The sequence below is a fragment of the uncultured Sphingomonas sp. genome (assembly GCF_937871615.1).
Taxonomy (GTDB): domain Bacteria; phylum Pseudomonadota; class Alphaproteobacteria; order Sphingomonadales; family Sphingomonadaceae; genus Sphingomonas.
The window spans coordinates 150,197-175,693 of record NZ_CALMPA010000046.1; the positions used below are offsets into that span (position 1 = coordinate 150,197).

Genomic DNA, 25,497 nt, shown 5'->3' on the forward strand with positions numbered 1-25,497 from the left:
GATGCTGGCGATCGAGGTCGCGGATGACGGGCTGGTAGAGCTGGTGGTGGACGGCGCCATCACCCGCGCCGATTTCGATAATGTGGTGACAGTGCTGGAAGGCGCGTTCGCCAGGCACGGCAAGGTGAACGTCGTGGAGGTGGTCCGCAAATTCGGCGGGATCACCCCGCATCTGTGGTGGCAGGATGTGAAATGGAGCTTTGGCCATCTCGATCGTTTCGGGCGGTGCGCGATGGTGACGGATTCGGGCTGGATCGGCCCGGTCGCACGGGTGATGGCGGCGATGCTGCCGATCGAACTCAAGACCTTCGGAATGGGCGAGATGGACGCGGCGCGCGCCTGGGCGCGGGGAGCGGCCTGATACGCGGCCCATTGCGGGCGCGCGGCGCTGCCCGTAGGGCGGCGGTATGGACGAAGATGATCCGCTTGGCCCGCTCGACCCCGATTTCGCCGCCGCATTCGTGCGCGATCTTCGGCGACCGCCCTGCCAGCTTTACCTGATCTCCCCGCTAGACGTGTCGGGCGGGTTCGGCGATCGCCTTGCCCGCGCGCTCGATGCCGGGCCGGTGGCGGCCTTCCAGTATCGCGTGAAGGGCGTGGACCAGCATGAAGCGGCACGCCTCGCCGAGCCGCTTCAGCGCATCTGTGCCGATCGCGAATGCGCCTTCATCGTCAATGATTCGGTCAGCCTTGCAAAGCGGCTCGGCGCGGATGGCGTGCATCTCGGGCAGGAGGACGGTGATCCGCGCGAGGCGCGCAACGTGCTCGGCCCCAATGTGCAGATCGGCGTCACCTGTCATGACAGCCGCCATCTCGCGATGGAGGCGGGGGAAGCGGGGGCGGATTATGTCGCGTTCGGCGCTTTCTATCCCACCTCCACCAAGGAGGTGGGGCATCATCCCGAGCCGGTGATCCTGTCATGGTGGTCCGCGCTGTTCGAGCTGCCCTGTGTCGCGATCGGCGGCATCACGCCGGCGAATGCCGCCCCGCTTGTTGCGGCGGGCGCGGATTTCCTCGCGGTGAGCAACGCCGTGTGGGGCGGGGACGAGGCGGCGGCGGTGCGCGCCTTTGCCGAAGTGCTGGGCGGGCAGTGATCCTGCCCCAGCTTGCCGGATCGCGCGCGCGCCGCTAGATCGCGGGCCAACGGGGCCTCGGATGGCCCCAACGCTCTTTCCAGTAGGTCAAGACCCATGAAGATCAGCGGCGTGGACATTCGCCCCGGCAATATCATCGAATACGAAGGCGGCATCTGGCGTGCCGTGAAGATCCAGCATACCCAGCCCGGCAAGGGCGGCGCCTATATGCAGGTCGAGCTGAAGAACCTGCGCGATGGCCGCAAGAACAACGTCCGCTTCCGTTCCGCCGAAACGGTGGAGCGCGTGCGGCTTGATACCAAGGACTTTCAGTTCCTGTTCGCCGAGGGCGACGGGCTCGTCTTCATGGACAAGGACACCTACGATCAGGTGACGCTGCCGCGCGATCTGCTCGGCGATGCCGCCGCCTTCCTGCAGGACGGGATGGACGTGGTGATGGAACTGTACGACGAGGAAGCGATCAGCGTGCAGTTGCCCGACACGATCGAGGCGACGATCGTGGAGGCCGATGCCGTGGTGAAGGGGCAGACGGCTTCGTCCAGCTACAAGCCGGCGGTGCTCGATAACGGCGTGCGCATCATGGTGCCGCCGCATATTGCGAGCGGCACGCGCATCGTGGTCGATGTGTATGAGCAAGCTTACGTCCGCCGCGCCGACTAACCCGATTTGAAACCCCTCCCTCTCTGAAGGGAGGGGGGAGTTATTGAAATGCCATCCCATTCGGGCCTGTTCACCATCATCGAGCGCGCGGCGCGCAAGGCCGCGCCGCGGCTGCGTCGCGATTTCAACGAGGTCCAGCAGCTTCAGGTGAGCCGCAAGGGGCCAGCCGATTTCGTCTCGATGGCCGACAAGCGCGCCGAGCAGACGCTGTACGAGGAATTGTCCAAGGCGCGGCCCGACTGGGGCTTCGTGATGGAGGAGCGCGGCACGATCGAGGGCGATCCGAACAAGCCGCGCTTCATCATTGATCCGCTCGACGGCACGTCGAACTTCCTCCACGGCATCCCGCATTTCGCGATGTCGATCGCGGTCGATGAGCCACTGCCCAACGGCAAGCGCGAGGTGACGACGGCGCTCGTCTATCAGCCGCTGACCGACGAAAGTTTCTGGGCCGAAAAGGGCCGGGGCGCATGGGTGCAGTCCGAACGGCTGCGCGTTTCGGCGCGGCGCGATCCGTCGGAGGCGCTGATCGCCACCGGCATCCCGTTCATGGGGCATGGCGATTTCGTGCAATGGACGCGCATCTTCGGCGCGGTGGCGCCGCAGGTGGCGGGGATTCGCCGGCTCGGCTCCGCCGCGCTCGATCTCGCATGGGTCGCCGCGGGGCGGTTCGATGCTTATTGGGAAAGCAATCTCAATATCTGGGATGTCGCCGCTGGCATGTTGCTGGTGAAGGAGGCTGGCGGTTTCGTCACCGATTTCCGTGGTGGCGATCGCGCGATCGAGCGGAACGAATATCTCGCCGCCAATGATGCGCTTCATTCGAAGCTGCACAAGCTGGTGGCGAACGCGCTGCGCTAAGCCGCTCCCCGTCATTCCCCGCGCAGGCGGGAATCCATTCTGGCTGACGTCGCGTTCCATCGCAAGCCTATGTACTTATGGATTCCCGCCTGCGCGGGAATGACAGACAAAATGAAGGGCGGATTCTCGCCTCCTCCGTGCCTCAGCCAACGAAATTCGCCGCAAAACCGTTCAATTGCGAATCATTCTCACGCCTCCGGCGCTTGCCCGTCCGGACCCATCCGCCTAAAGCGCCCCCATCCATTTTCGCATCTGCGAGATACCCGTGGTCGACCTGTCGCAATATCTGCCAATCCTGATGTTCCTCGGCATCGCGATCGTGCTTTCCAGCGCGTTCGTGTTCCTGCCGATGATCGCCCAACGCTTCACGGGCACGCATAATCCCACGCCGGAAAAGCTGGCGGAATATGAGTGCGGCTTCCCCGCGTTCGAGGATTCGCGCAGCCAGTTCGACGTGCGTTTCTATCTCGTCGCGATTCTGTTCATCATCTTCGATCTCGAAGCCGCGTTCCTGTTTCCGTGGGCGGTCAGCGTGTTCACGCTCGGCTGGACGGCGTGGATCAGCATGATGATCTTCATTGGCGAGCTTGCGCTCGGCCTTGCCTATGCCTGGAAGAAAGGGGCGTTGGATTGGGAATGAATATGTCCACCAGCTCTCTTGGCGGCCCTGTCGAGCTGCGGCATGATCCCAGCGGGCAGGCCGTCGTGCCGCCCGATCAGGGCTTTTTCGATAGTCTCAACGGCGAACTCACCGACAAGGGCTTTCTCGTCACCTCGACGGAGGAGCTGTTCCAATGGGCGCGCACCGGCTCCTTGTGGTGGATGACCTTCGGCCTCGCGTGCTGCGCGGTGGAGATGATCCACGTCAACATGCCGCGTTATGATCTGGAGCGTTTCGGTGCCGCGCCGCGCGCCAGCCCGCGCCAGTCCGACGTGATGATCGTCGCGGGCACGCTCTGCAACAAGATGGCGCCCGCGCTCCGCAAGGTCTATGACCAGATGTCGGAGCCGAAATACGTCATCTCGATGGGGTCGTGCGCCAATGGCGGCGGCTATTATCACTATAGCTACAGCGTGGTGCGCGGCTGCGATCGGATCGTGCCGGTGGATATCTATGTCCCCGGCTGCCCGCCGACCGCCGAGGCGTTGCTTTACGGCATCATGCAGTTGCAGCGTAAGATCCGCCGCAGCGGGAGCATCGAGCGATGAAGGCGCCGGCACCGGCATTCGCCGCCGATCTGAACGCCGCCACGATCGAGGCGGCGCGCGCCGCGCTGGGGCCTGCGCTGATCGACACGCGCGACGCGGTGGGCGAGGTCGCGCTGTTCGTGAAGCGTGACGGCCTGATCGACACGATGATCGCGCTGCGCGATACGCCCGGCCTCGAATATCAGCAGCTTATGGAGATCGCCGGGGTGGACTTCCCGGACCGCGCGGAGCGGTTCGAGGTGGTCTATTGCCTGCTTTCGCTGACCCGCAACCATCGCATCCATGTGCATGTGTCGGCGACCGAGGAAACCCCGGTCCCCACCGTCACCGATATCTGGCCGGTCGCCGGCTGGCTGGAGCGCGAGGTTTACGACATGTACGGCGTGCTGTTCGCGGGCAACCGCGATCTGCGCCGCATCCTCACCGATTACGGCTTTCGCGGCCATCCGCAGCGCAAGGATTTCCCGCTCTCGGGCTTCGTCGAGCTGCGTTATTCGGAAGAAGCGAAGCGCGTCGTCTATGAGCCGGTGCAACTCGCGCAGGATTTCCGCAGCTTCGACTTCATGAGCCCGTGGGAAGGCGCGCAATATGTGCTGCCCGGAGACGAGAAGGCGAAGGGAGAGGGCAAGTGACCGATACCCTGACCGATCCCGCGATCGAGAAGATGCTTCACGAAACGGATGTCGCGCATCCGTCCGAGGGCGATGTCGCGATCCAGAACTATACGATCAACTTCGGCCCGCAGCATCCGGCGGCGCACGGCGTGTTGCGCCTCGTCATGGAACTGGACGGCGAGATCATCGAGCGGGTCGATCCGCACGTTGGGCTGCTGCATCGCGGCACCGAAAAGCTGATCGAATACAAGACTTACGCGCAGGCGCTGCCGTATTTCGACCGGCTCGATTATTGCTCGCCGCTCGGCATGGAGCACAGCTTCGTGCTCGCGGTGGAGAAGCTGCTCGATCTGGAGGTGCCGATCCGCGCGCAATATCTGCGCACGTTCTTCGCCGAGCTGACCCGTATCTCGAACCACATGCTCAACCTCGGCAGCCACGTCATGGACGTTGGCGCGATGACGCCGAACCTGTGGCTGTTCGAAATCCGCGAGGATTGCCTCAACTTCTTCGAGCGTGCTTCCGGCGCGCGGATGCACTCCAATTATTTCCGCCCCGGCGGCGTGCATCAGGATGTGCCGCTGAAGCTGCTGACCGATATTGGCGACTGGCTCGACACGCGCCTGCCCGTGCTGTTCGAGGATGCGATCAGCCTGGTTGCGGACAACCGCATCTTCAAGCAGCGCAACGTCGATATCGCGACGGTGAGCCGCGAGGATGCGATCAAATGGGGCTTCTCCGGCCCGATGATCCGCGGCTCGGGCATTCCGTGGGATTTGCGCAAGTCGCAGCCCTATGACGCTTACGCGAAAATGGATTTCGAGGTGCCGGTGGGCACGCGCGGCGATTGTTATGATCGCTTCATGGTCCGCGTCGAGGAAGTGCGCCAGTCTGCCCGTATCATGCGCCAGTGCCTGAACGAGATGCCCGGCGGGCCGACCGCCTCGCTCGATCGCAAGGTGGTGCCGCCGAAGCGCGGCGAGATGAAAAGCTCGATGGAAGCGCTCATCCACCACTTCAAGCTTTATTCGGAAGGGTATCACGTCCCCGCCGGCGAAGTATATGTCGCGACCGAAAGCCCGAAGGGCGAGTTCGGCGTGTATCTCGTCGCCGACGGCTCGAACAAACCCTATCGCTGCAAGATTCGGCCGACCGCGTTCAGCCACCTTCAGGCGATGGACATGATGAGCAAGGGGCATATGCTCGCGGACACCACCGCGATCCTTGGCGCGATGGATATCGTGTTCGGGGAGTGTGATCGGTGAGCGTTGATCGGGTGGCGATCGCGCGCGAACTGATCGCGCGCTATAATGCGCAGGATGCGGACGGTTATGTCGCGCTGATGACCGAAGACGCGTGCGAGGCGGGCTATCGCGGCGCTGTCGTGCGCGATGGCCGCGAGGGCGTGCGTTCCGGGCTGAAGGCGATGTTCGCCGAATTTCCGCTGAACCGCGCTGAAATCCTCTCCGCTTATGCGCTGGGCGAATATGCCGTGCTGCACGAAAGTGTCCGCCGCTCGGCAGAGGCGGAGCCGTTCGAGGTGATGACGATCTATACGTTTGAAGGCGACAAGGTGTCGCGTGTGGAGTTCGTGCGCTGATGGCCGACGCACCGGAAATCCCCAATGAGGCAGAGGTTCGCGCGCGCTGGGGCGCGTTTGCATGGACCGCGGAAAACCAGAAGAAGCGCGACGAGATTCTCGCGCGCTACCCCAAGGGGCGCGAGCAATCCGGCTCGATCCCGCTGCTCGATCTCGCCCAGCGGCAGGTCGGCGCGGAGACGCAGACGCAAGGCTGGCTGCCGATCCCGGTGATCGAGTTCGTCGCGCGCGAGATCGGCGTGCCCTATATGCGCGTGCTGGAGGTCGCGACCTTCTACACGATGTTCAACATGGCGCCGGTCGGTCGCTATCACGTGCAGGTGTGCGGCACGACGCCGTGCATGTTGCGCGGCTCCGACGATGTGATGGCGGCGTGCCGCAACAAGGGCCTCATCAAGGGCAAGACCACGCCCGACGGTCTGTTCACGCTGACCGAGGTGGAATGTATGGGCAATTGCTCGTCCGCCCCGATGGTGCAGATCAACGACGATAATTACGAAGACCTTGATTACGATCGCACGATCGCGATCCTTGAGGCGCTTGAGCGCGGCGAAAGCCCCAAGGCCGGCACGCAGGAGCCGGGGCGCCACACCGTAGAGCCGCTTGGCGAGCCGACCTCGCTTGCCGCGATGGTCGCCGAAAACCATGATTACCGGCCCGAATGGGGGAATGTGGCATGAGCGCGATCGCTCCGCTGGCCGACAAGGACCGCATTTTCACCAACCTCTACGGCTATCAATCGTGGCGGCTCGATGCCGCGCGGGCGCGTGGCGATTGGGACAATACCAAGGCGCTGCTCGATCTGGGGCAGGACAAGATCATCGACGAGATGAAGGCGTCCGGCCTGCGCGGGCGCGGCGGGGCGGGTTTCCCGACCGGCATGAAATGGTCGTTCATGCCCAAGGAGCCGCGCGCGGATCGCCCGAGCTTCCTCGTCATCAACGCCGACGAATCCGAGCCGGGCAGTTGCAAGGATCGCGAGATCATCCGCCACGATCCGCACAAGCTGATCGAGGGCGCGCTGGTCGCCGGCTTCGCGATGCGCGCGCGCGCCGCCTATATCTACATTCGCGGCGAATATATCCGCGAGGCGGAGACGTTGTTCGCCGCCGTGGCCGAGGCTTATGATGCCGGGCTGATCGGCAAGAACGCCTGCGGCTCGGGCTATGATTTCGACGTGTTCGTCCATCGCGGCGCGGGCGCCTATATCTGCGGCGAAGAAACCGCGATGCTGGAAAGCCTGGAGGGCAAGAAGGGCCAGCCACGCCTCAAGCCGCCGTTCCCGGCAGGTGCCGGTCTCTATGGCTGCCCGACGACGGTGAACAATGTCGAGAGCATCGCGGTCGCGCCGACGATCCTGCGGCGCGGCGCTGCATGGTTTGCGAGTTTCGGCAACGAGAACAACCGGGGCACCAAGCTCTTTCAGATCTCCGGCCATGTCGAGCGCCCGTGCGTGGTCGAGGAAGCGATGAGCATCTCGTTCCGCGAACTGATCGAAAAGCATTGCGGCGGCATTCGCGGCGGGTGGGACAATCTGCTCGCGGTGATCCCCGGCGGCTCCTCGGTGCCGCTGGTGCCGGCGAAGGACATCATTGATTGTCCGATGGATTTCGATGGGCTGAAGGCGGTCGGCTCGGGCCTTGGCACCGCGGCGATCATCGTCATGGACAAATCCACCGATATCGTCCGCGCGATCAGCCGCATCTCCTATTTCTACAAGCACGAGAGCTGCGGCCAGTGCACGCCGTGCCGCGAAGGCACCGGCTGGATGTGGCGCGTGATGGAGCGGCTGCGCACCGGCGATGCCGACATCGGCGAAATCGACATGCTTCAGCAAGTGACGAAGCAGGTGGAAGGCCATACGATCTGCGCCCTCGGCGACGCCGCCGCATGGCCGATCCAGGGCCTCATCCGCCACTTCCGCCCCGAACTGGAACGCCGCATCAACGAGCGCAAGGGCGGGGATGCGGCTCCGTTGCAGGAGGCGGCGGAGTGATCGGTACCGTTGCTCTTGTCCGGTTCATTACCGGCGTATTTGCGGCTGCGATGCTTTGCACGTCACCGGCGATCGCGAAGCCGGGCGATAATGCTTGGGCGGCCTGTGTTTGGCAAACCGCGCCGGCATCCGCCGCGAAGTGGATCGCGATGACTCCGCCAGACTATCATGTCTCCTTCGAAAGCGCAGAGTCGTTGTTAGGGCTGCGTCTTTCGGCGTTATGCGGCACGGTCGCCGCGAATGAACGCAAAGGCGAGAGCTTCTACGATTTCAAGCGCTTCGCTTCGACATTGAAAGGGGTTAGGCCGAAAACCTCCGCCGGCAGCGACCAAGCTGACGTCGTCGTCGAACTATGTCGCTACCGTCTGAACAGCGATGGCAAGGTTTTTACCTATCGCTATGACGTGGTGCGGATCGACGCTGCGGTTCGGACGACGACCTACATTCAATATTACGATGAGATCGAGGGAAAGCCGGTGCGATTGCCGCAGAGTTTGCGGATTGTTCCGAAGCCTGAGCAGTCAGTCGAAAAGACATGCGCGCCGATCTCCAGCGACGGGACGCTGACCAATGCCTAAAGTAAAAGTCGACGGCGTAGAGATTGAGGTGCCGCAGGGCGCCACCGTGCTGCAGGCGTGTGAGCTTGCGGGCAAGGAAATCCCGCGCTTCTGCTATCACGAGCGGCTCTCGATCGCCGGCAATTGTCGCATGTGCCTCGTCGAGGTGAAGCCGGGGCCGCCCAAGCCGCAGGCAAGCTGCGCGCTGCCCGCGGCGGACAATCAGGAGATTTTCACCAACACGCCGATGGTGAAGAACGCCCGCGAAGGCGTGATGGAATTCCTGCTCATCAATCACCCGCTCGATTGCCCGATCTGCGATCAGGGCGGCGAGTGTGATTTGCAGGATCAGTCGATCGCTTACGGTCGCGGCACCTCGCGCTTCGAGGAAAACAAGCGCGCGGTGACCGAGAAATATATGGGGCCGATCGTCAAGACGGTGATGACGCGCTGCATCCAGTGCACGCGCTGCATCCGTTTCGCCGAGGAAGTGGCGGGGGTTGAGGAAATCGGCGCGCTTTATCGCGGCGAGAATATGCAGATCACCTCCTATCTGGAAGGCGCGGTCACCAGCGAGCTTTCGGGCAATGTGGTCGATCTCTGCCCCGTCGGCGCGCTGACCTCCAAGCCTTATGCGTTCGAGGCGCGCCCGTGGGAGTTGCAGAAGACGCTGACCATCGACGTGATGGACGCGGTGGGCACCAATATCCGCCTCGACAGCCGTGGCCGGCAGGTGCTGCGCTGCGTGCCGCGCATCAACGATGACGTGAACGAGGAGTGGGCGACCGACAAGACGCGCCACGCGGTTGACGGCCTGGTGCGTCGCCGGCTCGATCGCCCGTTCGTGCGGCGTGACGGCAAGCTGATCGAAGCGACGTGGGACGAAGCCTTTGCGGCGATCGCCGACGTGGCGAAGGGCGTTGGCGACAGCGTTGGGGTCGTCTCCGGCGATCAGGCCGATTGCGAAACGCTGTTCGCGGCCAAGGCGCTGGCGAAGTCGTTCGGCTCGTCGCTGCTCGAAGGGCGGCAGACGGGGATGGATTACGATACGTCCAGCCTCGCGGCGGTGAATTTCAACACCACGATCGCGGGCGCGGAGACGGCGGACGTGATCCTGCTGGTCGGCACCAACGTGCGCTGGGAAGCGAGCCTGGTGAACACCCGCATCCGCAAGGCGATCAAGAAGGGTGCGAAGGTGTTCGCGGTCGGGCCGGAGGTCGATCTCACCTATAAAATTGAGTGGCTGGGCGACGATCTCGCGGTGCTCGGCAATCTGCCGGCGGCGGTGACTGATGCCTTCGCGAAGGCCGAGCGACCGATGATGATCGTCGGCGGCGCGGCGATGAAGGGCGCGCAGGGCGCTACGCTGGCGCTGGTCGACAAGCTCGGCCTCATCAAGGATGGGTGGAACGGTTATAACGTCCTCCATTTCTCGGCCAGCCGGATGGGCGGGCTGATGCTCGGCTATGCGCAGAAGGAAGGCATTTCCGCGCTTTATGGCGCGAAGCTCGCGTTCTTTCTTGGCGCGGATGAGTGCGATTTCGGCAAGTTCGTCGGGTTCAAGGTCTATATCGGCCACCATGGCGATCAGGGCGCGCATCATGCCGATGTCGTCCTGCCGGGGGCGAGCTATGCCGAGAAATCGGGCACCTGGGTCAATCTCGAAGGGCGCGTCCAGCGTGGCGAGCGCGCGGTGTTCGCGCCGGGCGATGCGCGTGATGACTGGACGATCCTGCGCGCGCTGTCCGAAAAGCTCGGCAAGACGCTGCCGTTCGATACGCTGGAGGAATTGCGCGCCGCGATGGCCGTGGATTGCCCAGACCTTGCGAACGTCGGCCTGGTCAGCTTCGCGTGGAACCCGCCGGCGCTCGATGCGAAGGCTGAAGGCGTGATCGCGGGCTATCCGATCAAGGATTTCTACCTCACCAACGTGATCTGCCGCGCATCGCCGACGATGCAGCGCTGCTCGGCGGAACTGATCCATGGTGAGACCTTCGCGGAGGCGGCTGAGTGATGGCGCGCGGCTCCGTCATTCCCGCGCAGGCGGGAATCCATTGCGGCAATGGTTGTGGTTCGATCGGGATTCAGCGTGAGTGGTTCCCCGCCTGCGTGGGGATGACGGCGGGGGGGAAGTTGAAGTGACCGCCTTTTTCGAGAACACCATCGGCCTGTCCCATGAGTGGGCATGGTTCGTCGCCACGCTGGTCGGCATCCTGGTCATCGCGCTGCCGCTGATGCTGGCGGTGGCGATGATTATTTACGCCGATCGCAAGATCTGGGCGGCAATGGCGCTCAGGCGCGGGCCGAACGTCGTCGGGCCGTTCGGCCTGCTCCAATCGTTCGCCGATGGCCTGAAGGTCTTCCTTCAGGAAACCATTATCCCGGCGGCGGCCAATCGCGGCCTGTTCATCCTCGCCCCGATCATCACCTTCACCGTGGCGCTGATCGTCTGGGCGGTGGTGCCGTTCCAACTCGGCGTGGTGCTGTCAGACATCAACGTCGGGCTACTCTATGTGCTCGCGGCATCGTCGCTCGGCGTGTACGGCATCATCCTTGCAGGCTGGTCGTCGAACTCCAAATATCCGTTCTTCTCGGCGATCCGCTCGGCGGCGCAGATGGTGAGCTATGAGGTCGCGATCGGCTTCATCCTGATCTCGATCGTGCTGTGGGCGGGGACGTTCAACCTGACCGGGATCGTCGAGGCGCAGCGCGGGGTGCTGAATACGCCGGTCAACGGCTTCTTCCTCAATCCGTTGCTGTTCCCGATGGCGGTGATGTTCTTCATCTCGTCGCTGGCCGAGACGCAGCGTACACCGTTCGACCTGACCGAGGCGGAGAGCGAACTGGTTGCGGGCTATCAGACCGAATATTCGTCGATGAGCTTCGCGCTCTACTGGCTCGGCGAATATGCCAACGTGCTGCTGATGTGCACGCTCAACGCCACGTTATTCTGGGGCGGGTATCTGCCGCCGCTGGACTGGGCGCCGCTTTATGCCGTGCCGGGGATCATCTGGCTGTTCGCCAAGATCCTGTTCTTCTTCTTCGTGTTCAGCTGGGTGAAGGCGACGGTCCCGCGCTATCGCTATGACCAGTTGATGCGGCTGGGCTGGAAGGTGTTTCTGCCGGTCTCGCTGTTCTGGGTGTTCCTCGTTTCCGGCGTCCTGATGTGGATGCGGGTAGGATTCTGACGATGGGTATCGCATCGACGATCAAGGCCTTCACGCTGTGGGAGTTCGTGCAGGCGCACGCTTTGACCCTGAAGTATTTCTTCAAGCCAAAGGCGACGATCAACTATCCGTTCGAGCGCAATCCGGTCTCCCCGCGCTTCCGTGGTGAACACGCGCTGCGCCGCTATCCCAATGGCGAGGAGCGCTGCATCGCGTGCAAATTGTGCGAGGCGATCTGCCCGGCGCAGGCGATCACGATCGAGGCCGAGCCGCGTGACGACGGCAGCCGCCGCACCACGCGTTACGACATCGACATGACCAAGTGCATCTATTGCGGCCTGTGTCAGGAAGCGTGCCCGGTCGACGCGATCGTCGAGGGGCCGAACTATGAATTCGCGACCGAAACGCGCGAGGAGTTGATCTACGACAAGGCCAAGCTGCTCGATAACGGTGACAGGTGGGAGCGCGCGATCGCAGCCAACCTTGCCGCCGACGCGGCGTACAGGTAGGCGCGCAGTGATTTCAGGGGTTATCATGATTCTGGCGGAGAACGGCCGGTGATACAGGCGTTCGCCTTTTATCTTTTCGCGATCGTCGTGCTGCTTTCGGGCGCGATGACGATCTCGTCGCGCAACCCGGTGCATTCGGTGCTGTGGCTGATCCTCGCGTTCTTCAACGCCGCGGGGCTGATGGTGCTGGTCGGCGCCGAGTTCATCGCGATGCTGCTCGTCATCGTCTATGTGGGGGCGGTCGCCGTGCTGTTCCTGTTCGTCGTGATGATGCTCGACATCGACTTCGCGGCGCTGCGGGCGGGCTTCGTGCGCTATGCCGCGATCGGCCTGGTGCTGGCGGTCGCGCTGGTGTGCGAGATGCTGATCGGCGTGGGCGCGTGGAGCGCGGGCGGGATTGATCTCGCGCGCCGCGCCGCGCCGGTGAACGAAGCGATCCCGAACATCCAGGCGATCGGCAACCTGCTGTACACGCGCTATCTGTTCGTGTTCGAGGGCGCCGGGCTGGTGCTGCTGGTGGCGATGATCGGCGCGATCGTGCTGACCCATCGCGAGCGCAAGGGCGTCCGGATGCAGAATATCGCGCGGCAGATCGCGCGGCGGCCCGACGAGGCGACACGTAACATGCGGCCCGAAGTGGGCCAGGGGGTGCAGCTGTGAGCGGCTCAATCGGCCTGATCCACTATCTTGTCGTGGCGGCGATCCTGTTCACGATGGGCGTGCTGGGGATATTCCTCAACCGCAAGAACATCATCGTCATCCTGATGGCGATCGAACTGATCCTGCTTGCGGTGAACATCAACCTTGTGGCGTTTTCGGCGGCGCTCAACGATCTGGTCGGGCAGGTGTTCGCCATGTTCGTGCTGACCGTCGCCGCTGGCGAGGCCGCGATCGGCCTTGCCATCCTCGTCATCTTCTTCCGTGGCCGCGGGTCCATCTCGGTCGATGATCCCAGCCGGATGAAGGGATAAAGCGTGACCTCGATCCTTTTCATCGTTTTCCTGCCGCTGCTCGCGGCGGCGGTTGCCGGGCTGGGCAATCGCGCCCTCGGCAATACGATCGCCAAGTCGCTGACGACGGCTGCGCTGTTCGTTTCATGCGCCCTGTCGTGGCCGATTTTCATCGGCTTCATGACCGGGAGCCTGAGCGAGAGCGTCACGCCGGTGCTGCATTTCATCACTTCCGGTTCGATGGATGTGAGTTGGGCGCTTCGCGTTGACGCGCTGACGGCGGTGATGCTCGTGGTGGTCACCAGCGTCTCGGCGCTCGTCCACCTGTATAGCTGGGGCTATATGGCGGAGGATCCGGATCAGCCGCGCTTCTTCGCCTATCTCTCGCTGTTCACCTTTGCGATGCTGATGCTGGTGACGGCGGACAATCTGATCCAGATGTTCTTCGGCTGGGAAGGCGTTGGCCTCGCAAGCTATCTGCTGATCGGTTTCTGGTTCAAGAAGCCGAGCGCCAATGCCGCCGCGATCAAGGCGTTCGTCGTCAACCGCGTTGGCGATCTGGGCTTCATGCTCGGCATCTTCGGCACCTATCTGGTGTTCAACACCCTCTCGATCCCGGAAATCCTGCACGCGGCGCCCGGCATGGCCGGATCGACGATCGGCTTCCTCGGTTATCGCTTCGATACGATGACGGTGCTGTGCCTGCTGCTATTCGTCGGCGCGATGGGCAAATCGGCGCAGCTTGGCCTGCACACCTGGCTGCCGGATGCGATGGAAGGCCCGACGCCGGTGTCGGCGCTGATCCACGCCGCGACGATGGTGACGGCGGGCGTGTTCATGGTGTGCCGCCTGTCGCCGATGTTCGAAACATCGCAGACCGCGCTCAATGTCGTCACCGTCGTGGGCGCCGCGACCTGCTTCTTCGCGGCCACGATCGGCACGACACAGACCGACATCAAGCGCGTGATCGCTTATTCGACCTGTTCGCAGCTCGGCTATATGTTCTTCGCCGCCGGCGTCGGCGCCTATGGCGCGGCGATGTTCCACCTGTTCACGCACGCGTTCTTCAAGGCGCTGCTGTTCCTCGGCGCCGGCTCGGTGATCCATGCGATGCACCACGAGCAGGACATGCGCTATTACGGTGGCCTCAGGAAGCATATCCCGGTCACCTTCTGGGCGATGATGTTCGGTACGCTGGCGATCACCGGCGTGGGCATCTACGGGGTCGGCGGCTTTGCCGGCTATCACTCGAAGGACGGTATCATCGAAGCGGCATGGGCGGCCGGGCAACCGGGGGCGTTCTGGGCCGGCGTCATCGCCGCGCTGCTCACCAGCTTCTATTCGTGGCGCCTGATGTTCCTCACCTTCTGGGGCAAGCCGCGCTGGGCCGCGTCGGAGCATATCCAGCACGCCGTCCACGATGGGCATGGCCATCACGAGAATCCGGCGGACGAACATGCCGCGCCCGCGACTCACGCGCATGACGTGGGCGTGCATGAGATGGCGACCGGCACGGCGGGCTATCACCCGCATGAAAGCCCGCTCAACATGCTGATCCCGCTGATCGCGCTGTCGATCGGCGCGGTGGCCGCCGGCTTCGTGTTCCACGGCTGGTTCATCGAGCCGACCGCCGGCGAGACGTTCTGGCGCGGGTCGATCGCGTTCAACGAGCATCTGATGCACGCGATGCACGAGGTGCCGGTCTGGGTGAAGCTCGCCGCGACGGTGGTGATGCTACTCGGCTTCGCGGGGGCGTGGCTGGCCTATATCGTGCGCACCGATATTCCGGCGCGCTTCACCGCGACGTTCGAGGTTCTGTACGATTTTGTGTACAACAAATGGTATTTCGACGAATTGTACGACCTGCTGTTCGTCCGCCCCGCCTTCGCGATCGGCCGCTTGCTGTGGCACAAGGGCGATGAGGGGACGATCGACCGCTTCGGGCCGAATGGTTCGGCGTGGGTGGTCCAGGTGGGCAGCCGCGTCGCGTCACGCCTTCAGACAGGGTATGTTTACACTTATGCGTTCGTCATGCTGATCGGGCTCACCGCCGCGGTCACCTGGGTCATCGCGGGTTGAGGTGGGGCAGATGAACGGCTTTCCAATCCTCTCCGTCATGTTGCTGGTGCCCGCGCTCGCCGCGGCCGCCTGCCTCTTTCTTTCGGCTTCGCAGGCGCGCTGGCTCGCGCTGGCGGCGACGCTGGCCAACCTCGCGCTCGGCGTGGTGTTGTGGCTCAGCTTCGACATTGGCGGCGCGCAGTGGCAGTTCGTCGAACATGCCCCGATCTTCGGGCGCTTCGGCTGGTCGCTCGGCATTGACGGCTTCGCGCTGCTGCTGATCGAGCTGTCGGTATTCCTGATGCCGATCTGCGTCGGCGCATCGTGGAACGCGATCGAAAAGCGCGTGCCGGAATATATGAGCCTGTTCCTGTTCACCGAAGTGCTGATGATCGGCACCTTCGCGGCGCAGGATCTGTTCCTGTTCTACATCTTCTTCGAAGCCGGCCTTATCCCGATGTATCTGATTATCGGCATCTGGGGCGGGGCGAACCGCATCTACGCGTCGTACAAGTTCTTCCTGTACACGCTGCTTGGCTCGGTCGTGATGTTCATCGCGATGCTCTACATGAGCATCACGGCTGACACGACCTCGATCCCGGTGCTGATGGCCTATGATTTCCCGGCCCATGTGCAGACATGGCTGTGGCTGGCGTTCTTCGCCTCGTTCGCGGTGAAGATGCCGATGTGGCCGGTCCACACCTGGCTTCCCGACGCGCACGTTCAGGCGCCGACGGCGGGGTCGGTCATCCTGGCCGGCGTGTTGCTGAAGCTCGGCGGATATGGCTTCCTGCGTTTCTCGCTGCCGATGTTCCCGGAAGCGTCGGCGCAACTCACCTGGCTGATCTTCGCGCTGTCCGCGGTGGCGGTGATCTACACCAGCCTTGTCGCGCTGGTTCAGTCCGACATGAAGAAGCTGATCGCTTATTCGTCGGTCGCGCATATGGCGATCGTCACCGTCGGCCTGTTCGCCTTCAACGCGCCGGGCATCGAGGGCGCGATGATGGTGATGCTGGGCCACGGCCTGGTATCGGGCGCGCTGTTCCTGTGCGTCGGCGTGATTTACGATCGGCTGCACACCCGCGAGATCGCGCGTTACGGCGGGCTTGCACAGAACATGCCGCGCTATGCCGTGCTGTTCCTGCTGTTCACCATGGCGTCGATCGGGCTGCCGGGGACGAGCAACTTCGTCGGCGAACTGCTGAGCCTGATGGGCGCATATCAGGTGTCGACCACGATCACCCTGCTTTGCACCACCGGCATCATTCTGGGCGCGGCTTATATGCTGTATCTCTATCGCCGCGTCGTGTTCGGCGAGATCAAGTCGGACGACGTTCGCGCGATGCCCGATCTGTCGAAGCGCGAGATGTGGCTGCTGGTGCCGATCGCCGCCGTCGTGCTGTGGATGGGTGTCTATCCGGAAAGTTTCCTCGCGCCGATGCGCAAGGATACGCAGGCGCTGCTCGCGCGGATCGAGCGCGCCAGGCCCGCCGGTGATTCGCTGCCGACCAAGGGGACCGGGGTGATCCCGGCTGCCCATGCCGAAACTGCCGCGCATGGGGAGGCGCACTGATGGATTACGCCGCTCAACTTGCGATGACGCTGCCGGAGGTGGTGCTGTCGCTGGGCGCGCTCGCGCTGATGATGGTCGCCGCCTGGACGGGGCCGCAATCGACCCGCGCCGTTTCATGGGCCGCCGTGGCGGTGCTGGCGGGCGCGTGCATCGCGCTTGCGGGGCCTGCCTCGTCGGGGGGCAGCGCGTTCGATGGCATGTATCGCGCGGACGCCTTCGCCGCTTTCTCCAAGGCGCTGATTTATATCTCCGCCGCGATGTCGATCCTGCTCGCGCCGAATTTCTTCCGCCATACCGCGGGAGACGATCTGAAGCCGGAATATCCGGTGCTCATCCTGCTGGCGACCGTCGGCATGGGGATCATCGTGTCGGCGGGCGACATGCTGACGCTCTACATCGGGCTGGAACTGCTGAGCCTCGCCTCATACGTGCTGGCGAGCTTCATGCGGCGCGATGCACGATCGGCGGAAGCTGGCCTCAAATATTTCGTGCTCGGGGCGCTGGCGAGCGGGATTCTGCTCTACGGCATCAGCCTGGTGTACGGCTTCACCGGATCGACGCTGTTCACCCAGATCCACGATGCCTATGCGATGGCGCCGCTTTCGGGCAGCGGCAAGTCGCTCGGGTTGATGTTCGGGCTGGTGTTCGTGTTCGCCGGGATCGCCTTCAAGATCGCCGCCGTCCCGTTCCACATGTGGACGCCGGACGTGTACGAAGGCGCGCCGACCCCGGTGTCGGCGTTCTTCTCCGCCGCGCCCAAGGTGGCGACGATCGGGCTTGCGCTGCGTGTGGCGATCGAGGCGATGGGGCCGGCGAGTGGACAATGGCAGCAGATCGTGATTTTCGCGGCGCTGGCGTCGATCCTGGTCGGCGCGGTCGGCGCGATCGCGCAGCCGAACATCAAGCGCCTGCTGGCCTATTCGTCGATCAACAACATGGGATTCGCGCTGATCGGCCTTGCCGCGGGCACGCCGGAGGGCGCCGCCTCGGTGATGACCTATATGGCGATCTATATCACCATGACGCTCGGCGCGTTCATCGTCGCCCTGCAAATGCGCGGGCCGGATGGCGAGCCGATCGAGACGATCGCGTCGCTTGCCGGCCTGTCGAAGACGCGGCCTGGGCTTGCGCTGGGCATGGCGATCTTCATGTTCAGCCTAGCGGGCATCCCGCCGCTGTTCGGCTTCTACGCCAAGTTCGCGGTATTCTATGCCGCGGTGCAGGCCGGGTTGTTCCCGCTGGCGGTGATCGGCATCGTGCTGAGCGTGCCAAGCGCCTATTATTATATCCGCATTGTCAAGACGATGTACTTCGACGAGCCGGCGGGTGAATATGGGCCGGGCGACAAGCTGGAAGGCGGCCTGATCGCGATCACCGCCGCGATGGTTTCGCCGCTCGGCTATCTCGCCATCCCGCTGCTCGGCGGCTGGACGATGGCGGCGGCGAAGGCGTTGTTCTGACGCATATCATCACCGTCGCGGAGACGGGGTCGACCAACGCCGATCTCCTCCAGCTCGCCGGTGGCGGCGTGGAGGAGGGGTTGTGGCTTCGCGCCGAACGGCAGCTTGCCGGGCGCGGGCGGCAAGGGCGGCCCTGGGCTTCGCCGGAAGGCAATCTTTACGCGAGCACGCTGGTTCACCTGCGTTCCGGCGATCCGCCCGCCGCGTCGCTGGCGCTCGTCACGGCGGTCGCGCTGGAGGAGGTCGTCGCGCGGCTCGTTCCGCGTGGGGCGATGCTCAAATGGCCGAACGATTTGCTCGTTTCGGGCGCGAAGCTCTCCGGCATATTGCTGGAGCGGGCGGGCGACAATGTGGTGATCGGGATCGGCGTGAACATCGCCTGCCATCCCGATCTCGCCGACCGACCGACCACGAGCCTCGCCGCGCATGGCGTGGCGATCACGCCCGCCGCCTTTCTCGATCGGCTGGCGGAGATGCTCGCGGCCTGGCTTGGCATCTGGCGGGGGCAGGGGCTGGCGCCGATCGTCGCGCGCTGGATCGAGCGCGCGCATCCCGTCGGCACGGCGCTCACCGCGCGGCTGGCGGACGGCACCACGCTCGACGGCAGCTTTGACACCATGGCGCCCGATGGCGCGCTGGTGTTGCGCTTGGCGGACGGTTCGCGTCGTGTCATCCACGCGGGCGACGTGTTTCTGGTCTGAAAGGGGAAAGAGGATGCTGTTGGCGGTCGATGCCGGAAACACCAACGTCGTTTTCGCGCTGGTCGAAGACCGGGCGATCAAGGCGCGCTGGCGCATCGCCACCGATCCGCGCCGCACGGCTGACGAATATGCGGTGTGGCTCAATCAGTTGCTGATCCTGGAGGGCTATGATCGCGCGATGATCGACGCGGTGATAATCTCCACGGTCGTGCCGCGCGCGCTCCACAATCTTCAGGTGCTGGCGAGCAAATATTTCGGGCAGGACGCGTTGATCGCGGGCCGCCCGCCAACGGACTGGTGCATCCCGATCGACGTGGACGAGCCGCAATCTCTGGGCGCGGATCGCGCGGTGAACACGATCGCGGCGCACGAATTGCACGATGGCGATCTGATCGTGATAGATTTCGGCACCGCCACCACCTTCGATCATTCGGATTATACCGGCGCATACAAGGGCGGGATCATCGCGCCTGGGATCAACCTGTCGCTCGATGCGCTGTTCAACGCCGCCGCCAAGCTGCCGCGCATCGCGATCGAGGCGCCGCGCGCTGATCTTGGCGTGATCGGTCGCAACACGGTCGATCAGATGAACATCGGCATTTACTGGGGCTATATCTCGATGATCGAGGGCCTTGTCGCGCGGATGAAGGCGGAAGTCGGCCGACCGGTGAAAGTGGTGGCGACCGGCGGGCTTGCCACTTTGTTCGAGCAGCACACCGATGTGTTCGACGTGATCGAGCCCGATCTGACCATTCAGGGGCTGGCGATCATGTGGGAACGCGCCCATACCAATTAGAAACTCGCCCCGGCTGTGCCGGGCGTCCGCCCCGGTGAGGCGCAATGCCACCGGGGCGCCCAGTTAGGATTGCAATGACCCCCCGTAACGAACTTCTTTTTTGCGCGCTCGGCGGATCGGGCGAAATCGGCATGAACGTCAACCTGTATGGCACCCAGGGCAAATGGCTGATGGTGGATATGGGCGTCACGTTCGCCGATCATAGCTACCCCGGCATTGATCTCGTGCTGCCGGATCTGTCCTTCATCGAGGAGCGCAGCGAGGAACTGGCCGGGATCGTCCTTACCCACGGGCATGAGGATCATATCGGCGCGCTTCCCTATCTGGCGCAGGATCTGGGCGTGCCGCTTTATGCGACGCCGTTCACCGCCGGGCTGATCCACGGCAAGCTGGAGGAGGAGGGGATCGCCGATCGCGTCGATCTGCGCGTGATCCAGCCGCGTGAGCGGTTCGCGGTGGGGCCGTTCGACATCCGTTTCGTGCCGCTGGCGCACTCCATCCCCGAAGCGAGCGCGCTGGAGATCGGCACGCCCTATGGCCGCGTTTTCCATACCGGGGACTGGAAGCTCGATCGGGCGCCGGTGATCGGCAAACCCGCGACCGAGCAGGAGCTGCGCGAGATCGGCGATGCCGGGATCGACGTGCTGGTGTGCGATTCGACCAATGTGTTCAATGCCGAGGCGTCCGGCTCCGAAAGCTCGGTGCAGCGAGGGCTGGCCGAGGCGGTGGCGAAGGCGCGCGGGCGCGTGCTGGTGACGAGCTTCGCCTCGAACGCCGCGCGGCTGGCGACGCTGGGCCGGGTGGCGAAGGAAACCGGGCGCAAGCTGTGCGTTACCGGGCGCTCGCTCGATCGGATCATCCGCGTCGCCAAATCATGCGGCTATCTGCGCGATTTTCCCGAGACGATTGATCCCGATACGGCGATGCGCCTGCCGCGAGACGGCGTGCTGATCGTCGCGACGGGCGGGCAGGGCGAGGCGCGCGCCGCGCTTTCACGCGTGGCGGAGGGCTCGCATCCGATCTCGCTCGACGCCGGCGACACGGTGATCTTCTCGTCGAAACAGATCCCCGGCAACGAGGTGGCGATCGGTCGTATCCAGAATATCCTCGCCGGGCGCGGGGTGGAGATGGTGACCGAGAAGCAGGCGCACGTCCATGTATCGGGCCATCCGGGTCGTCCCGAGCTTGCAGCGATGTATGAGTGGATACGCCCCGCGCTGCTCGTTCCGGTGCATGGCGAGATGCGGCACCTGATGGAACATGCGCGCTTCGGGCTGGCGCAGGGCGTGCCGCGCGCGCTGGTGCAGACCGATGGCGAACTGGTGCGGCTGGCGCCCGGCGCGCCGGAGAAGATCGGCCACGCGCCGGTCGGGCGGCTGGTGCTCGACGGGGACGTGATCCTGCCCGCCGATGGCGTGACGATCAACGAGCGGCGCAAGCTTGGCATCAACGGCCAGATGTCGGTCGCGGTGGCGGTTACGCGCGAAGGGCGCCTGGCAGGTAGGCCACAGGTGCGGCTGCAGGGCGTGCCGGTGGAGGAGGAACGCGATCCCTTCGTCGCCGAGGCGGAGGAGGCCGCCGCCGAGGCGGTGCGCGATTCAACCGGCAATGCCGCCCGGCTGCGTGAGGATGTGCGGCTCGCGGTGCGCCGGGTCGCGACGCGCTGGACGGGCAAGAAGCCGATCGTCGATGTGTTGATCGTGGAGGTGTGAGGCGATGCGCTGGACGTCGATGCTGGCGATCTATGTCCTGTTCTGGGCATTTTCGGTGTTTCTGGTGTTGCCGTTCGGCGTCCGCACCGCCGACGAGGCAGGGGTGGAGCGCGTGCCGGGGCAGGCCGATAGCGCGCCGCACGATTTCCGCGTCGGGCGCACCGCGCTGCGCGTCACCATCGTGGCGAGCGCGCTGTTCCTGCTGTTTCTCGCCAATTACGAGTTCGGCTGGCTCACCACCGACATGCTCGACGTGCTCGATATCGCCAACGGGCTGTAAGCACGCTCCGGCCCGTCAGCGCAGCCGTTCGATCGCCTGCGCCAGCGCGACATAGAGCTTGCCCATGTCGGACGAAAGCAGCGTGACGCCGAGCGGCGATCCATCGCGCTGCGCAAGGATGGTGCGCAGCATCGCCTCGAAATCATGGATGTAGCGATTGACCTGATCGCGAAAGGCGAGATCATCGTCATACAGCCGGGCGATATCGCGCTGCTCGTTCGAATCGAGCAGCCGCACCGCGCGCCGGGTGAATACACCGCGGTCACCCTTCAGATAGGCTGACCATGCGCTGTCGGCGATATCCGGCGCGAAGGTGCGGGTGATGTCGATCGACGCGGAATTGAGCGCCTCGATCAGCAGCGACGCGCGCTTGGCGAAGCTTTCGCGCTCATGCTCCTCGCGTTCGCTATGGGCGAGTTCAATCTTTGTTTCGACCAGCGCCGCCTGCTCGTCGATCTTGCGGATTTGCAGATCCAGTTCGCCAGCGGCGCGCGACGTGGCGGCGATGGCGTTTTCGGCGACGCTCGCCAGTTCGGCGATCGTCTTGTCGAAGCCTTGATCGACCGCCTGGCGCAGCGCGATGACACCCGATTTCTCCAGCGCCTCGGCGGCCTCGGGAATGACCTTGGCGAGCGTGTCGCGCGCATGTTCCGCCGCTTGTGTCGCGGTATCGCGGACGCGGAGCAGCGCCTCCAGCAGGCGGGGCGCGGCCTCCTCGGCCAGCCGGTTGGCGCGATCTGCTGCTTCGTCCACCATCTGTCCGATTGCATCCGCCTTGGAGCGCCCGGTGGTGAGCGATTCGAGCAGCGTGCTGGTCAGCGCATCGACGTTGCGGCGCTGGTCGGCGATGACCTGCGCGATCGCCTCGATCGCGTCATGCGTGCTTTCCGCCGCCGTGACGAGCGCGAGCAGTTCGGGCTTGGTCGCGCTCACCGCCGCCCTCGATGCGGCGAATCGGGTGTCGAGCCGTTCGACGGCGGCCGGCATCGTCTCGTCCATCTCGCGCGATGCGGCGTCGAGCGCGGTGAGCAGCGTTTCGGTCGTGCGAATCGCGCGCGTCGCCATTTCCTCGCCGGCGCGCAACGCCTCGGTCATCGCGTCCGCCGATCCGCCGAGCGCGCTGATCGAGGCGGCGAGCAGATGCGATCGCTCCACCCCCTGCTGGTGCAGCGCATCCAGCTTGCGTTCGATTTCGGCGATGCCGCCGTCGAGTGACGTAAGCAATGTGTCGCCCGCGTTGCGCTGGGCGTCGAGCCGGGCGGCGACACGATCAATCACCACCTCGATCAGGCTGATCCGATCGGCGAGCGATTCCGCGCTTTCGCGCGCGGCGGTGTCGAGCGTCGCCTGATTGGCGCTGACCATCGCCAGCATCGCGTCGCCCTGCGCGGCGATGCTCTTGCGCGATTCGTCGATCGCGGTCGCGGTGCGGTCGAGCATCGTGTCGATCGCCGCGGACATTTCCGCCGTGACCGATTCGAGCCGCGAGCCAGCACTTTCGCTGGTCGATTCCATCCGTGCGATATGCGCGGCGAGTTTCTGCGCGGCGCCACCGGCCACCGTTTCGGCATCGCGCCCGCGATCGGCGAGCGCGCTCACCTGCACGTCGAGTGCTGCGGCCTGTTCGCCCGCCGCCAGCCCGGCGCGGTCGATATGGACGACCAGGCCGGCGATTTCCTCCTGCGCGCGCGGCAGGCCGGCCATCAAGATATCGAGATTGTCCTGCGCGGCCTTCGCCGTATCGGCGAGCGCGCGGGCATGGCCGTTCGCCGCCGCGACCTCTGCGGACAGCCCGTTGCCGATCGCGGCGAGACGCGCGGTGGCGGTGTCGCCGAGCGCGGAGAGCGTCTGCGCCTGTTCGTTGAGCTGCGCGCGATTCGCCTCGATCGCCGCCGTCAGCGCGGCGACGGTTTGTTCCAGCATCGCGGCTTCGGCGCGCATTGCCCGTGCCGTCGCGCCGAAGCGCCGGGCCTCCGCCGTGCTGGTCCGCAACGCGATCAGCCACACGATTCCCGCCAGGAGCGGCACCGTCATCAGCGCGGCGGCGAATTGCGCGATCGCCACGGGCGTCATGTCCGGCAGGCTGTTCCACGCGAGCGCGGTCAGTGCGCCGATCCAGGCGAGCGAAAGCACACCGAGCAGCACCGGCCCGATCGTGCGCCACGGTGATGGCGCAGGCTCGTCCTCCACCAGACCAGCGCCGGGGATGGGCGCCAGTTCCCTGACCTCGAATTCGTCGAGGAACAGGGGTTGTTCCCCGTTCGCCGCCGCCGGGTCGGCTGGCGTGTTGACGGCCTCGCGCAGCCCCATCATCGTATTTCCCCCACTCATCGGGCGGGTTTACCACGAATCGCCCGCCAACAAAGCGATTAGCGAGGCCCGGCCTGCTCGTTTCGCCGCATGGCGCCGTCGGCTTGCGTCGTCGCGATCATTTGCGTGGTTGCGTCAGGCCGGCTTTGTCATCGCCTTGCCATCGCCGTGCTGGTCGCTAACAGCGTGGCGATGCTCGCGGGATTATTGTTCGCCGTTCAGGATGCCGAAGACCGTCCGGGGATTCTGGCGGCGACCCTGCCGTTCGCCGGCGTCACCCTGATCGAATATCAGGCACGGCTGCTCGCGGCGGCGGGCGCATCGCAACTGGTGATCGTCGTCTCGCGGCTGACGCCCGAACTGCTTGGCGCGATCGCGCGGATCGGTCGGCACGGGATGAGCGTGGACACGGTGCGCAGCGCGGGTGAGGCGGGCGCGCGGCTGCATCCGCTGGCGCGGATCGTGATGCTCGCGGATGGCCTCATCACCTCAGACGCCGCGATCGCGATGTTCGCGAATCAAGATGGCGATGCGCTGCTCGTGGCGGACGCCGCAAACGCGCCGGCGGATTATGAACGGCTTGGCGGTGGTCTTGCCTGGGCCGGTATCGCTCGGTTCGATCCGCGCCGGCTGGGGGAGGTCGCCGCGCTGCCGAGCGATTATGATGTGCAATCGGCGCTGCTCCACGTCACCGCGCAGGCCGGCGCGCGGCATATCCTGCTGCCGCCGGGAGAAGCGGGCGCGGGGCATGGCGTCGAGCGGCGCGGTGCATCGCTGGAGGAGCGCAGCCGCGCGGTGGTGATGGCCACGCTTGCCACGCGGCCATCATGGTTCGATCGCTGGATCGTCCGCCCGATCGCCGGGATCGTCCTGCCGCCGCTGGTGCGGCGCGCGGCGTCGACCGTCGCGGTCGCGGCGGGCGCGGGCGTGACGGTGCTCGCGGGGCTGGGGATGGTCGCGGGTGGCTATCACGCGATTGGCCTGCTGATCGCGCTCGCCGGGATGATCGCGGCGATGATGGGGGAGCGCGTGGCGTGGCTGCGCGATGAGGCGCGGCTGGCGCGGGGGCTGAACTGGGCGGTCCTCGCGGTGCCGGCGCTGGCGGCGATTTTGCTCGGCTATTCGATAGATTCCTTCGCCGCGAGCGATTCCGCGCTGATCGTGGCGCTTGTGCTGATCGCGGCGGGCGCATTGGGTGAGCGCGCGGCGAGCGCCGCGCCCCGCGCGATATGGTGGGCGACGCCGCCGGCCTATCTGCTGGTGCTCGCGGTGCTGACACTGGTGCGCGTGCCGATGGCTGGGCTGGTGCTGGCGGCGATCTATGCCTTCGCCACTTTGGGCGCCGCGATAGAGTTACTTCGCCGTCAGGCTTAGTATGCTCTTAACGACA

General features: G+C 64.8%; 25 protein-coding genes and 1 pseudogene. 25 read left to right on the forward strand and 1 reads right to left on the reverse strand.

What is annotated here, in order from left to right; all coding sequences use genetic code 11:
• Position 1 precedes the first annotated feature (1 nt).
• From Q0316_RS13645 to Q0316_RS13760, 24 genes and pseudogenes are all read left to right on the forward strand, one after another.
• Entirely contained in the window at positions 2-361 is a 360-nt protein-coding gene (locus Q0316_RS13645) for an STAS/SEC14 domain-containing protein (protein ID WP_298673441.1), read from the forward strand.
• A 46-nt stretch (positions 362-407) separates the two neighbouring features.
• Complete coding sequence (gene thiE / locus Q0316_RS13650) at positions 408-1,094, forward strand: thiamine phosphate synthase (protein ID WP_298673442.1); 687 nt, start codon at positions 408-410, stop codon at positions 1,092-1,094.
• Between the two features lie 96 nt (positions 1,095-1,190).
• Positions 1,191-1,754, forward strand: coding sequence for an elongation factor P (gene efp / locus Q0316_RS13655; RefSeq protein ID WP_298673443.1), 564 nt, complete (start codon positions 1,191-1,193; stop codon positions 1,752-1,754).
• 48 nt (positions 1,755-1,802) lie between these two features.
• Positions 1,803-2,615: an inositol monophosphatase family protein gene (locus Q0316_RS13660; RefSeq protein ID WP_298673444.1), complete on the forward strand. Its 813-nt coding sequence runs from the start codon at positions 1,803-1,805 to the stop codon at positions 2,613-2,615.
• A gap of 265 nt (positions 2,616-2,880) precedes the next feature.
• Positions 2,881-3,255, forward strand: a complete 375-nt coding sequence (locus Q0316_RS13665) for an NADH-quinone oxidoreductase subunit A (RefSeq protein WP_298673446.1) — start codon at positions 2,881-2,883, stop codon at positions 3,253-3,255.
• Positions 3,256-3,257: 2 nt separating this feature from the next.
• On the forward strand, positions 3,258-3,824 hold the full coding sequence (locus Q0316_RS13670) for an NADH-quinone oxidoreductase subunit B family protein (protein ID WP_298673449.1): 567 nt from the start codon (positions 3,258-3,260) through the stop codon (positions 3,822-3,824).
• Positions 3,821-4,441, forward strand: a pseudogene (locus tag Q0316_RS13675) (NADH-quinone oxidoreductase subunit C); the annotation flags it as partial. The gene Q0316_RS13670 and the pseudogene Q0316_RS13675, both read left to right, overlap by 4 nt.
• 47 nt (positions 4,442-4,488) lie before the next feature.
• On the forward strand, positions 4,489-5,703 hold the full coding sequence (locus tag Q0316_RS13680; protein WP_298673948.1) for an NADH-quinone oxidoreductase subunit D: 1,215 nt from the start codon (positions 4,489-4,491) through the stop codon (positions 5,701-5,703).
• Positions 5,700-6,038 carry a nuclear transport factor 2 family protein gene (locus tag Q0316_RS13685; protein WP_298673452.1) on the forward strand — a complete coding sequence of 113 codons (339 nt, stop codon included), beginning with the start codon at positions 5,700-5,702 and terminating at the stop codon, positions 6,036-6,038. The genes Q0316_RS13680 and Q0316_RS13685 overlap by 4 nt, the downstream gene beginning before the upstream one ends.
• Positions 6,038-6,718, forward strand: coding sequence for an NAD(P)H-dependent oxidoreductase subunit E (locus Q0316_RS13690; RefSeq protein ID WP_298673454.1), 681 nt, complete (start codon positions 6,038-6,040; stop codon positions 6,716-6,718). Before Q0316_RS13685 ends, Q0316_RS13690 begins: the two co-directional genes overlap by 1 nt.
• Positions 6,715-8,034, forward strand: coding sequence for an NADH-quinone oxidoreductase subunit NuoF (gene nuoF / locus Q0316_RS13695; RefSeq protein ID WP_298673456.1), 1,320 nt, complete (start codon positions 6,715-6,717; stop codon positions 8,032-8,034). The genes Q0316_RS13690 and nuoF overlap by 4 nt, the downstream gene beginning before the upstream one ends.
• Positions 8,031-8,612, forward strand: coding sequence for a hypothetical protein (locus Q0316_RS13700; RefSeq protein WP_298673458.1), 582 nt, complete (start codon positions 8,031-8,033; stop codon positions 8,610-8,612). The genes nuoF and Q0316_RS13700 overlap by 4 nt, the downstream gene beginning before the upstream one ends.
• Positions 8,605-10,605, forward strand: a complete 2,001-nt coding sequence (gene nuoG, locus Q0316_RS13705) for an NADH-quinone oxidoreductase subunit NuoG (RefSeq protein ID WP_298673460.1) — start codon at positions 8,605-8,607, stop codon at positions 10,603-10,605. The genes Q0316_RS13700 and nuoG overlap by 8 nt, the downstream gene beginning before the upstream one ends.
• A gap of 124 nt (positions 10,606-10,729) precedes the next feature.
• Positions 10,730-11,779, forward strand: a complete 1,050-nt coding sequence (gene nuoH / locus Q0316_RS13710; protein ID WP_298673463.1) for an NADH-quinone oxidoreductase subunit NuoH — start codon at positions 10,730-10,732, stop codon at positions 11,777-11,779.
• Positions 11,780-11,781: 2 nt separating this feature from the next.
• Entirely contained in the window at positions 11,782-12,267 is a 486-nt protein-coding gene (nuoI, locus tag Q0316_RS13715; protein ID WP_174837431.1) for an NADH-quinone oxidoreductase subunit NuoI, read from the forward strand.
• A gap of 48 nt (positions 12,268-12,315) precedes the next feature.
• Entirely contained in the window at positions 12,316-12,927 is a 612-nt protein-coding gene (locus Q0316_RS13720; RefSeq protein ID WP_298673467.1) for an NADH-quinone oxidoreductase subunit J, read from the forward strand.
• 8 nt (positions 12,928-12,935) lie between these two features.
• Positions 12,936-13,238 (forward strand): NADH-quinone oxidoreductase subunit NuoK, encoded by a 303-nt coding sequence (gene nuoK, locus Q0316_RS13725; RefSeq protein WP_179513603.1) that lies wholly within the window; start codon positions 12,936-12,938, stop codon positions 13,236-13,238.
• A gap of 3 nt (positions 13,239-13,241) precedes the next feature.
• A complete protein-coding gene (gene nuoL, locus Q0316_RS13730) occupies positions 13,242-15,296 on the forward strand; it encodes an NADH-quinone oxidoreductase subunit L (protein WP_298673469.1) in 2,055 nt (684 codons plus the stop codon).
• 10 nt (positions 15,297-15,306) lie between these two features.
• Entirely contained in the window at positions 15,307-16,848 is a 1,542-nt protein-coding gene (locus tag Q0316_RS13735; RefSeq protein WP_298673472.1) for an NADH-quinone oxidoreductase subunit M, read from the forward strand.
• Positions 16,848-18,308, forward strand: a complete 1,461-nt coding sequence (nuoN, locus tag Q0316_RS13740) for an NADH-quinone oxidoreductase subunit NuoN (protein ID WP_298673474.1) — start codon at positions 16,848-16,850, stop codon at positions 18,306-18,308. Before Q0316_RS13735 ends, nuoN begins: the two co-directional genes overlap by 1 nt.
• Positions 18,309-18,313: 5 nt before the next feature.
• A complete protein-coding gene (locus Q0316_RS13745) occupies positions 18,314-19,009 on the forward strand; it encodes a biotin--[acetyl-CoA-carboxylase] ligase (RefSeq protein ID WP_298673955.1) in 696 nt (231 codons plus the stop codon).
• Positions 19,010-19,022: 13 nt separating this feature from the next.
• Positions 19,023-19,805 (forward strand): type III pantothenate kinase, encoded by a 783-nt coding sequence (locus Q0316_RS13750; protein WP_298673477.1) that lies wholly within the window; start codon positions 19,023-19,025, stop codon positions 19,803-19,805.
• 74 nt (positions 19,806-19,879) lie between these two features.
• Positions 19,880-21,517, forward strand: coding sequence for a ribonuclease J (locus Q0316_RS13755; RefSeq protein WP_298673482.1), 1,638 nt, complete (start codon positions 19,880-19,882; stop codon positions 21,515-21,517).
• A 4-nt stretch (positions 21,518-21,521) separates the two neighbouring features.
• Positions 21,522-21,797, forward strand: a complete 276-nt coding sequence (locus Q0316_RS13760; protein WP_298673484.1) for a DUF1467 family protein — start codon at positions 21,522-21,524, stop codon at positions 21,795-21,797.
• A gap of 15 nt (positions 21,798-21,812) precedes the next feature.
• Here Q0316_RS13760 and Q0316_RS13765 read toward each other — a convergent pair whose 3' ends face one another.
• The gene (locus Q0316_RS13765) at positions 21,813-24,128 is read right to left on the reverse strand and encodes a hypothetical protein (protein WP_298673487.1); all 2,316 of its coding nucleotides are present in this window, start codon (positions 24,126-24,128) and stop codon (positions 21,813-21,815) included.
• Between the two features lie 147 nt (positions 24,129-24,275).
• Here Q0316_RS13765 and Q0316_RS13770 point away from each other — a divergent pair, with 147 nt between their 5' ends.
• The gene (locus Q0316_RS13770; protein WP_298673489.1) at positions 24,276-25,481 is read left to right on the forward strand and encodes a hypothetical protein; all 1,206 of its coding nucleotides are present in this window, start codon (positions 24,276-24,278) and stop codon (positions 25,479-25,481) included.
• Positions 25,482-25,497 lie beyond the last annotated feature (16 nt).